This window comes from Vreelandella rituensis (genome assembly GCF_003336665.1).
Lineage (GTDB): Bacteria > Pseudomonadota > Gammaproteobacteria > Pseudomonadales > Halomonadaceae > Vreelandella > Vreelandella rituensis.
Genome location: NZ_QPIJ01000001.1, coordinates 354,220 through 364,811, shown reverse-complemented (window position 1 = coordinate 364,811; position 10,592 = coordinate 354,220). Strand labels below are relative to the sequence as shown.

The 10,592-nt window shown below is 59.2% G+C and carries 4 protein-coding genes; 3 read left to right on the top strand and 1 reads right to left on the bottom strand.

The window, feature by feature from the left end; translation table 11 throughout:
* Positions 1-449 precede the first annotated feature (449 nt).
* From DU506_RS01795 to ftsZ, 3 genes are all read left to right on the top strand, one after another.
* Positions 450-719 carry a hypothetical protein gene (locus tag DU506_RS01795; protein WP_114485246.1) on the top strand — a complete coding sequence of 90 codons (270 nt, stop codon included), beginning with the start codon at positions 450-452 and terminating at the stop codon, positions 717-719.
* A 107-nt stretch (positions 720-826) separates the two neighbouring features.
* On the top strand, positions 827-1,018 hold the full coding sequence (locus DU506_RS01790) for a hypothetical protein (RefSeq protein ID WP_114485245.1): 192 nt from the start codon (positions 827-829) through the stop codon (positions 1,016-1,018).
* Between the two features lie 129 nt (positions 1,019-1,147).
* The gene (ftsZ, locus tag DU506_RS01785; protein WP_114485244.1) at positions 1,148-2,284 is read left to right on the top strand and encodes a cell division protein FtsZ; all 1,137 of its coding nucleotides are present in this window, start codon (positions 1,148-1,150) and stop codon (positions 2,282-2,284) included.
* Positions 2,285-2,335: 51 nt separating this feature from the next.
* Here ftsZ and DU506_RS01780 read toward each other — a convergent pair whose 3' ends face one another.
* Positions 2,336-10,459, bottom strand: a complete 8,124-nt coding sequence (locus DU506_RS01780; protein WP_114485243.1) for an ADP-ribosyltransferase-containing protein — start codon at positions 10,457-10,459, stop codon at positions 2,336-2,338.
* Between the last annotated feature and the right edge of the window lie 133 nt (positions 10,460-10,592).

The following is a 10,592-nucleotide window of genomic DNA, read 5'->3' as shown; positions in this document are numbered from 1 at the left end:
AAAAACGCCATTGGACCGTTTTATTGGTCGCTGGTGAGCACACATCATCTTTAGGTGTTTGTTGGATGGTCTTTTGATCACCTTTTAGGTGGGCATACCGTATTCTCGGACAGCCTCCTAGAGGCTTTTGGGCTTGCCAGCATCCATTTCGCTGAGCTTGGGTATATCTCGATTGCCGACATCACCACGAGCGGTGCTGAGCTAGACCTTTCGTGGACGCCGAAAACCTTGGGTGAGTGTCGAGTGATGCTCAACAAACATGACGCCGCCTGACATCTTGCTTGCGGGGGGCCGCGCTCCCCGCATCCCGTTCGGTAGCAGGCACGCATCACGCCAACGCTGTAACATCGTTTCGTAGAGCAACACATCGGAATACTTGGTCCGTCAGCCGAGACTTTCCTAACCGGCGACATCAAACGGTCATCAGAAACACAACTGAGGAAGCCAGTATGCAGTGCAAGTGCGGCAGCGAAGCCACCAGTCAGAAAGCAATTAAATCGAAGCTGAAGGCCAAGATCGAGTTTTATCAATGTGGAAGCTGTACCAGGGTGTCCTCCGCTGTGCTGTTCATTCAAGACGTTGAAGTCGCCACCGACCCGCGATCGCGCACCCTGTTTGATGAACTCACAGGCGAATCAGCCGCTTCGCTTCTGGATGAGGTCAGGCGCGAGCAGGAACTCTCAAAGTTCGAGCTCTTTGCCAATGGGGAGCTTTTCTAGCACACCCCTGCCATGGCTTCGCAAACTCTGGAATATCGCCCGACAACCACAGCAGACCCCTATATAGGGGATAGAAGGAAAAGCCACCGAGTCCGGAGATCAACAACATGACCGACACATTCGAAGCCATCATCAGAAACGCCCTTGCCCGCGGCGGCGTTATCATGACCCATATAGGCGTCCTTGGCCGCGAAGACGTGGACAAGCTAGTCCTGAGCGAGGGTCTTAGCCGCGACGAAGCTATCAACCGACTTGCTCAACGAGCCGCCAGCAACCATCAAGCCGACGCTGCTGCGTAGAGCGAACGACGAAGGTCTTACCTCAGCGTAACGGAAAGTTCAAGCGAACAATCACAGCATTGCGCCAATCTGTTAGAATGCATCTATATTCCGGTATCATGGTTACCATATACATTTTGAGGCAATCCAATGGCCCCCTTTACTAGCGAGTCTCTCGAGCATCCCGCCCAACTCAAGATCATCGGCGTAGGCGGTGGCGGCGGCAATACCGTCATGCACATGCTCGAGAGCCAAGCCCTGGAAGGAATCGATTACATCAGCGCCAACACGGATCAGCAGACACTGCTGAAAACTCCGCAACGCGTGGCCCTGGCCATCGGTAATGGGCTTACGAAAGGCCTGGGGGCTGGCGCCAACCCGGAGATCGGGCGTCAAGCGGCCGAAGAAAGTCGGGAAGATATTCGCGCCCGGCTGGCGGGTGCAGACATGGTGTTCATCACGGCCGGCATGGGGGGTGGTACCGGCACCGGTGCCGCCCCCGTGGTTGCTCAGATTGCCCGCGAGGAAGGCATGCTCACCGTGGCGGTGGTCACCCGCCCTTTCGTGTTCGAGGGGGGCAAGCGCAAGGCCATCGCCGATCAGGGCATCGCGGCCTTGGCGGAGTGCGTCGATTCGCTGATCGTGATTCCCAACGAGCGCCTCCTGCCGGTGCTCGGCAAGAACACCAGCCTCCTCAAAGCATTCGCGGCGGTCAATGACGTTCTTCGAGATGGTGTCGCCGGCATTGCTGAAATGATCACCTCCCCCGGCATGATCAACGTCGACTTTGCGGACGTGAAGGCGGTCATGTCTCAGCAGGGGCGCGCCAAAATTGGAGTGGGTACCGCCAGGGGCGAATCGCGAGCGACCGAGGCAGCCCTCGCGGCGGTCAATAGCCCCCTGCTTGAAGAACTCGATATCAGCGGCGCTCGAGGCGTGCTGGTCAATATCACCGCAGGGCCTGACCTTACCCTTGGTGAATTCAATGAAGTCGGGGAAGTGATCAACCAGTTTGCCGGCAACGAAGCGACGGTCGTGATCGGCACCTCCGTCGATATGGATATGAGCGACACCATACGGGTATCCATTGTGGCGGCTGGCCTAAATGGAACAGCAGCCAAGGTCAACACTGTTTCCATGCCGGCCAAGTCACCGCCCGAACTGACCCACCGGCATCGCAAGGTCGAACAGCCGGCATCCCGAACTGCCTCCCCCTCCCCCTCGGCGTCTACCCACGATCAGGATTACCTGGATATTCCCGCTTTCCTGCGCCGCGACGCACGCTAAGGCCGCCCGCCCTCAGTGCTGTTGAGCCAAGGGCGGGCGGTCTACACTCACTTATCCGTTCATTCCTGGCATCTCCTTTGCCACTTTCCGCTGCGGAACGTCCCGCGCATCGCGTCCGGCATCCACCTCTTGCATGTACCCCAGCGTGACAAGCTCATCGTTGAGTTGCGAGCGCCAGCTATCGAAGTCGCCCAGTCGCATGTTGAACAGGTGACTCAAGCGGTGCGCCATCGCGGGGTCCGACAATAGCTCCCCCGTCAGGTCTTCCGCAGCCTTCCCGACCGCCAGCATCTGCTCGCCCGGGCTTAGCTCCAGTTGCGCCAGCTTGGCCAGCATCCCTGCGGGGGTATTCACCCCATCGGCGTCCAGCAGCACACATGGGGCGTCGGGGCGATCACCCAACGCAAGCACCCCAACGACATGGGATGGTGATGCCTGATCTCGTCCGGTCACCCCTAGCTGGATCTGCCCCTGTGACCAGGTGCCCAGCCCCTCGGCAAACAGCCGGCAGCCCCCATCCATCCAGCCGACGTCGTGACCACTGGCGTCAAGCACCCCCAGGAGCTCATCCGCAACCCCCTGGAGGGCTTCGCCCGCTCGCACCCGATTGAGCACGGTACCGGCCTCGGTATCGAGGATGGCCAGCTCAGGCAGCATGGGCTCCGGCTCTTTTGCCGCGATCGCGCCATGCGCATCTTTGATTATCTGAAAATCCTTCGAGATATCGACGGTCTGCTCAGGGGGAGACGTTCGCCGCTGCTCGCTGTCCAGCTCCATTCGAGTCTCGACATTGCGCGCCTCGACCTCGCCGGCCAGACGCATATAGTGATCCTTGGCCACATCCATCGGCACAGAGACGCTGAACCGGGCCTCGTCGCGTTCCATCACGTAATCGATGAACTCACCCACCCGCTCATCTTCAAAGCCGCCAACCGCCTCTACGGCTGCCCAGTAGGCTTCACGGCAGGAGGCCAGCCGCTGAGACTGCTCGGGGGTCATGTGCTCTTTTATTTCCATGCGTGACTCCCGAGAAAAGGGATCGAGGCCCAACTCGTTCAGGATAAGCATCTGGATCGAATCCAGCGTTTCATGGGCCTTCAGCACCTCCGGAATCTGCATTCCTACCCGCTGGTACGCCTGATTCGCCGCCTCAAACGCCGCCATTCCTTCGTTCTGGATATGATTACGCATGCTTTGCACGTTCCCGCCCTGGGCAAACCCCTCGTACTCTTGCACCTGGTGCTGCAGTTCGTGGAGCAAGCCTGATAACTGGTGGCCAACTCCCAGCCGAACCGCCTTACCGCCCTTCTTGAAGGTGATTAACTCAGCCCGGTTGCCCAGCGAGGGATCTACCTGGACAGGAAGGTCGCATAACGCCGGATAGGCGGCAAACAATTCCGGATGATGCAGCACATGCTTTAACTGCAAGGCGTTAAGCCCCCCGAAGTCGAACGCCTCGCGCACCTTCAGTCCGGCGGCCTTCCGGTGACGGCTACTCTCGTCTTCACCCCGCCCCGCATCGATCGCCTGCATAACCTGCCGCGGCAAGACTGCATTCAATACATCGCGGCCCACCTTTTCCAGTTTGGTGAAATCTCGGCTTCGGCGCGCATCCTCCGGGCGTAGCGTCACCGTATAGGTGCCGTCCTGATGGGTGAGGTATTCAAAGCTGCTGATACGCCCAGGGGGTTTCCCGCCGTCGCTCAAGACATCCAGCGCTGGAAGCAGTCGGGCCTTACTGTCGTTGATCTCAAAACGAAACCGGCCGTCGACGCCCTGGTGCCAACCGGTTTGCTCACGCACCAGATTGGGAGCCATCCCCGCCGCCAGCGCCTTCTGGGCATAGGCCAGCGTCAGGCGATCCGCAGTGCGCGCCGACTCCCCGGCAAAGCTCAGGCGGGTGTCAGGGTTGGCGAAGTCCAAGCTACCTGCATCGAAAACCGGCTTAATTTGCTCAGGCCTGAACGGGATACAGGTTATTGAGTCACCCTCCTCCATTTTGTAGCCATCCCACCGCGCTTGAATCCAGGCGGCCCGCTCCAGGAGGGGAACCTCGGCCTCTCTTGCCAACTCAAGTGCTACGTCTGGGTCCACAGGGTTTTTGACGGCGAGATAGACAGCCCTTACATTGCCGCCCTCAGCGAAAGACCCGAAGGTACTCGCAATATCAGGGTCGTTGATGAACCAGCCCTTTACGAACCCGAACCTGTCCACGTCAAATTCATCGAAGTCACCCCTCGTTCCGTGGTACATCGCCATCGGTAATCCATTTGCATCCACAACCTGACTGCCCTCGAACCATTGGCCGAAGGCTGCCTGGCGTTTAGCCTCGCTGATCGCCTCTGGCATTGGCGTATCCTGCATGGCCTGGTTGCGATAAGCGTCGGCCTGCGGTTCGCGGACAGTGAGTGCGTGCGATCCATACGCAGCGTCTTTCTCTGCTGCCAGCAAATCGGGCGCGACATTATCATGGGTAGCGGTCTGCTCGCGGTAGGTGGCGCGGGCGGCCTCTACAATCGGGTCAGGCGGCGCGTCAAAGAATGCCGTTTGCTGAAAGCTCTCACCTTGCGGCGTCAAGAGATCCGTGAAGAGCCCGGTATCCCATAGCCAATCGTAATCACTTAACTGAGCCTTGTCCGGCGTCACCAGAAACTGAAATCCGCCACTTCCGGAAGCGCGCTGCAACTGACGAAGTTCTGACAGCGCCCCGCGCACGGCCGATTCGTCGTCGAGTTTCGAGTACAAATAATCGAAGTAAGCCGTCGGAATGGTCGTAATAAGAGACACATCGCCAGACGACGTTGTGCTGATCAATACTGGCTGATCGGTTCTAGCATTCAACCGCTTGGCGACCTCAACCACGGCCGCAGGCCCATTGATCCTCATGCCAAGCGCCGCATGGGGTTCGCTGGGTGCAGTGGTGAAGTCTTGTCCCTCTAACCAGGGCGCCTTGATAGTGGCCGACTCGAGCGTCCGTGAGCGGCCTTTTTGCATGATGGTGCTGTACTCATTGTGATCAATCACCACATGGCCGCGAAACTCGGAGAATTTCTGAAATATCCCCATCGTGAACCTCATGTCGGCATCCGACGGTTCGGATACGCCGCTGGGGTGGTTATGCAGCAGGAAGAACCCGGTCGCTCCCGTCGCCTTGATCGCCGCCGCTATCCTGGCCTCCAGGTCCAGGTTCTGGAACCTGACAGCGGAGGGCATGCGAGACGAAATGGCAGACTCCCCGACGACCTCATCGTCTCGCGTGTAGATCACGCGCAGGGTCTCAAAGTGGGGATTACGATACACCTGAGCGACGGTGGCAAGGTCTTCGTTGCTGGCGATGGGGCGGCCCAACAACTGAAAGGATTCACCCTCGGCAAAGTCCCGGTAGATGCTGGCGCCGAGCAGGCCGATGCCTTCGCTGCCAGGGTCATTCAAGCGTCGGCGCACGCGGTCGCTGAGCTGGTCGATCAGCTGGTGCAATCCCGTCCGGCCACGTTCGCGCTGCCGCTCGTTGGTATTCGGGCGCTGCGGCATGCTGGCGTAAGGGTCCATCTTGCGAACAGCCGCAAGGTCATCCAGCGCCAGCTTTAGCTGATCGGGCGAGGGCTTGCCTCGCAGGTAAGCCGGCAGGCGGCGTTCTGCCACACCGGCAAGAGACGGGGGTTCAGCTTCCGCCATCTCGCTTGCGGCGGGTGCTGGCCCGTAAGGAAAGGCAACTAACGTTTCTTCGCCGGGGATGTCCTGGGTCTCGGCTGGGGGGGTGGCTTTGCGCATCGCCGCAGATAAGTGCTGGCGGGCCTGCACATTGCGCGCCTCAACCTCCCCCGCCAAGCGACGATAAAAGAAATATTGCCGCTCGGGATCTTCATTTTTCTCTATTTCACGCCATGCCAGGAAGGTTTGCCGAGACCCGCTGTGGCGAGCCCAGCGGCGCGCTGCGTTGCGGCTGGCTCTTTTGAGCTCGTCGTCTGGGGTATTAAGCGCCGTCTGAAGCTCCGCTTTTTCCCAAAACTCAAGATCGCCGGTGAGGGAGTCAATCGCTTCCTCGACCTTGCCAGCCATGTACGCCGCCCGTTCTGGCGACCTCTTACCAGGAGACACCATGTTCTTGACCCGGTACCAGGTAGTGGAGCGGGTCAACGACTCTGGAGAATTCCGCCAGCGTTTTATCAGTAGCGCCAGATCCGCCATGCGAGCCTCTTTCATGGCTTCGTAGGCTTTAGCGGGTTGCCCAGTGCTGTAGAGCTGCTCGGCAACCACGTTTGCCAAGCGAGGGATCGACTCGGGACTGCCGCCACGGGCAAAGCTCTCAACTGCCTGCAGGCTGTGCTGAATTTCGTGCATCAAGGTACTGAATTGGTCAAGGGCGCTGTTATCGGCATTCAGCCAGATTGCGTGCTCGTCTTGCACGTAGCGACCCCGCATCCGATCCATGCCACGCATCGACACGACATCAAGATTGCGCAGGCCCGGGTAGGCCGCAAACAACGCCGGGTGCCTAATTACCCGGTCCAGCGATTCCGTCCAAAGCTTGCCGACCGTCTTGTCGAGTACCGGCAAGTAGCGGGCCTGGCTATCGTCAATTTCAAAGCGCCATTTCTTATCGTCGCCCTGAAACCAGCCAGTTTGCTGTCGGACTTGCTCCGCCGAGAGTCCATCCTTCAGGGCTTTCTTGGCATAGTCCAACTGGTGGATATCAGCGGTCTGAGCGCCTACTCCGGCAAAGCTGAAGCGGATATCGGGGTTCTTCGCATCAAAGGTACCGACATTATCCAGTGCCGATTTGATCTGTTCGCGACGAAACACCATGAAGGTGTCCGCCATCTCGTTGCCGGAGCCAACGTCGATCACGTTGCGAACGATGATGCCGTCATGGCCGTTTTCCACGGCCTGGGGCAAATAGCTCAGCGGTGAAATCTCGCTGCCCCAGCGCTTGCCCTGAGCATCGATGACCAGCGGATTCTCCAACGCCAAGAACGCAGCCGTGACGTTCTTTCCATAGGTTCGCGCCGCCGTGCGACTACTGATGAACTGGATCACCTCTTGCTCGCCGGTCCAGTCGTAGGTCTCGCCGGGCTTGGGTACCGGATAGCTCGAGCCGGTGAACTCCGTAATTCCCTTAACCGGGGAGCCGTGATACACCGGCTGGGGGCGGCCTTGCTGGGTCACTTTGGAATGACCGAACCACTGGCGAAATGCCGGGTTGTCCTCCAGTTGTGAGCTACCCCCTTGCTCGATGGCGTAGCGAATATCCGAGTTATTGGGATCAAAGGTGCCGCGGTTACCGATTGCACTCTTGATCTGCCCCGACTGGAAGGCGACGGCCACCAAGTCACTGTGCTGGGCCTCGAAGTCGTCAAGGCTCGAGTAGCCGGTGATGTGGCCATTCTCTTTGGTGTAGAGATCCACGATGTCGAGTATTTCGCCGGTTTCGATCATCTCCGGGTATGTCTGGGTCTGGGTGGTTCGGTGAAGCGTCGTGTCGCCCAGCACGACGCTTTCAACGGCGCCGCTTCGCAGCGCCTTGATGTGGGCGAGCGCCTCGGCGATATCGTCGCCGCTATCAAGCACCAGCACCCCGTCTTCCTGGGCGATACTCAGCAAGACTTGCGCATCGTCGGGCTGCGATAAGCTGACCGTGACCGTCTGCCCCAGGCGGTTTTCAAAGCTCAGCGCATCGGCCTGGTATGACACTTCCCTTAACTCGCGCACGGGCTGAGGCGCATGGCGCAGGATAAGGTGCTCACCCCGGTTGGTGTCGAGGGTTATTTCCCCCGTTTGAGCGTAGATCGCTCGCTGCTCCGCTGTCAGGCGTACCGGCTCAGTAAAAAGGAAGCCGTCGTAGCCCATTTCCTGCAGTCGGAAGCGCACCTCATCATCGTTGGAGCGGGCGTCAGGTCGCAGCTCGCCATCCCTGCGTACCTGGCGGGCGACTTGTTCAACCAGGGCGTATGAGGCGGGATTCTTGATAGCCAGGTACACCGGCATGACGACCGTGGCGTCCCGGGTAGCCGGCGTGGTGCGGGCATTGGAATTGAACCAGTAGCCGTTGCAATAAGCGTCCAGGTCGCTGGCGCGTATCTTGGCTTCTTCATACGCCGTAATGTCGCTGTTCGTTCCGTGGAACATCCTCAGCGGTGCGCCATCCGGCGTTACGATCTTTGAGTCATCGAACCACTTGCTGAATGCGGGGTTATCCTCAAGCGGTAGGATCGCCTCTTTCTGCAACTTGAAACGAACATCGGGATTGCCGGGGTCATAGGTGCCGCGATTGTTCTGCGCAGACTTGATTTGATTGGGGTAGAAGGCAATAAACCACGGTCGATCGCTCGACCTGGATTTCGTATAGTTCGGGCGCGTGATCATCACGCCATCGAACCCTTCCGCCTCCAGTGTCTCCCGAGTACGGTGCTCAAACCGCCCTTCCTCAATGATGAAGCCTTCACTGTCCCGGATATCCGGGGTTCTGCCGGAGGTTTCTCGAATGTAGTCTCGAAAGTCCCGCTGCGTCTTAAATACCTTTGGGTTCTCGAGCTTGAGGTAATAAGAAGACACCGCCTTGCCGAAATCCTTGGCATGGTTTTTATTCTCGGCGAAAAAAGAGCCAATGTTGTCGCCAAGGTTGTTGGGAATACTCATATCCAGAGCACGATCCCGGGTATCGAACACCGTGAACTCAGCATCGGTGCCGTTGTGCACCATCAGCGGGTTCCCGTCTTTATCCACCACTTTCGAGACGCCGAACCAGCGCGCAAAGGCCTCTTGCGATGCCAGGCCTTCGCCGTGATGACGATCGGGCTGCCAGCCGCGCAAGGATGCGCCCTGGTCAAGAAAACTCAGCTGTGACGCGGAGAACGCGCCATAAGTCAGCTTGCCGGCCTCGGTGAAACGCACGCCATCAAAACCGGCAATCGCATACGCCTGCGCCAGCAGCTGCTCGCCTTCCCGACCAAACATCGAGCGGGTGCCATACCAGAAATCCTGGGTCGAGTAGCTCGGCCCGCTCTCTTCTCGGCGCCCTGCCCGCATCAGATCCGACCCGATAGCGCGGAGACGTTCGCCTACCTCTGCAGAAGCACCGCTTTGCCGGATAAGCTCATCCACGAACACCGCCACCGTTAACCCGTTAGGCCTCTCCCAACTGGTGGGTACCGCCTGCAGGGGGTCACCGTCGAACGGCCGGCGGATATCGGCGTAATACGGCACCACTGATGCTGCAGCACCCAGGTCAGAGCGCATGGCGGCATAGTCATTAGCATGGGCGGGATCAGGACTGCCCCAGAAAGTGCCATCAATATGTCCCACATCACTGCCGGCCCCGTGATAGAGCCGACAGGGAATACCGTCATCGTCCACCACCTGACTGCCGCCTCGGTACAGCGCCAGCGACAAGGGGTCAGGCAGCCCTTTGCCGATGCGCTGCTTGTAGTCCATCAAGTTGCTAGCGACCTTTGTACGCCGTGCCTGGCGCGCCTGAACGTCCGCAATCGCTTCGGGATTGCCATGTCGGAGGATAAGGGATTCCCGGCTGCGCTGAACCAGAGCGCGCACATCCAGCTCGGTCATTGGCAGCTCGGGAAAGTGCTCACGGATCGCCTGACGGATCTCGGCCTGCATCATGTCCCATTCGCTTACCGTCTCATCCTGCTCGGCGAGATAGGCACACAGTTCCTCGGCGAACGCCACCCGGCCCGCATCGGTGCCGGTATCCAGGTAACCGTAACGCTGGGCCGTCGTTTCCCAGGCGTTATGATCGCGGGGAAAGGTCTTGTGCAGGTTGAGCATCTGAGGCTCGAAGTCATCGAGCAATATGGCACGTAAGCCCTGGTGCCCGACCGCTTCATGCAATGCCGCACGAATACCGGTGGCGACATCGGGAATATTGCCGGCCACCAGATAGAGACCTGTGTCGGCGTATGCGCCGCGCACCCTGTCAGGCGCCAGCCCGTTTGCAAGGATATGGCGCTGGACTGCAGGGGGGAGATCACCAGGCCGATCGACAATCTGCACCTGAGAGAGAATCGGGTGGTAACTCAAGGCGGCACGCAGGGATTGCTTGAAATCGAGCGGGGAGAGTTCGCCCCCTGACGCTGGGGAATGGTTTGTCGCCGGAGCGGCGCTGAGACGGGTGTCCGGTTGCTCGGCGCCCATCTCAGGGCCAAAAATCCTGTTCGACATTTCTATTCTCCGTTCGATACCTGCCCGGCCGCCAAACACCGTCGCTCAGCGAAACCCTGTTCATCCCTATATAGGGGTCAAGCCCGACAAGGCAGCGAAAAAGCCGCTTTGCCCGGTAAGTAAAAGCCCTTTC

Excerpts from the sequence above, each read along its gene's own strand:
- DU506_RS01795 (WP_114485246.1), top strand. The coding sequence starts at position 450 with ATGCAGTGCAAGTGCGGCAGCGAAGCCACCAGTCAGAAAGCAATTAAA.
- DU506_RS01790 (WP_114485245.1), top strand. The coding sequence starts at position 827 with ATGACCGACACATTCGAAGCCATCATCAGAAACGCCCTTGCCCGCGGC.
- ftsZ (WP_114485244.1), top strand. The coding sequence starts at position 1,148 with ATGGCCCCCTTTACTAGCGAGTCTCTCGAGCATCCCGCCCAACTCAAG.
- DU506_RS01780 (WP_114485243.1), bottom strand. The coding sequence starts at position 10,459 with ATGTCGAACAGGATTTTTGGCCCTGAGATGGGCGCCGAGCAACCGGAC.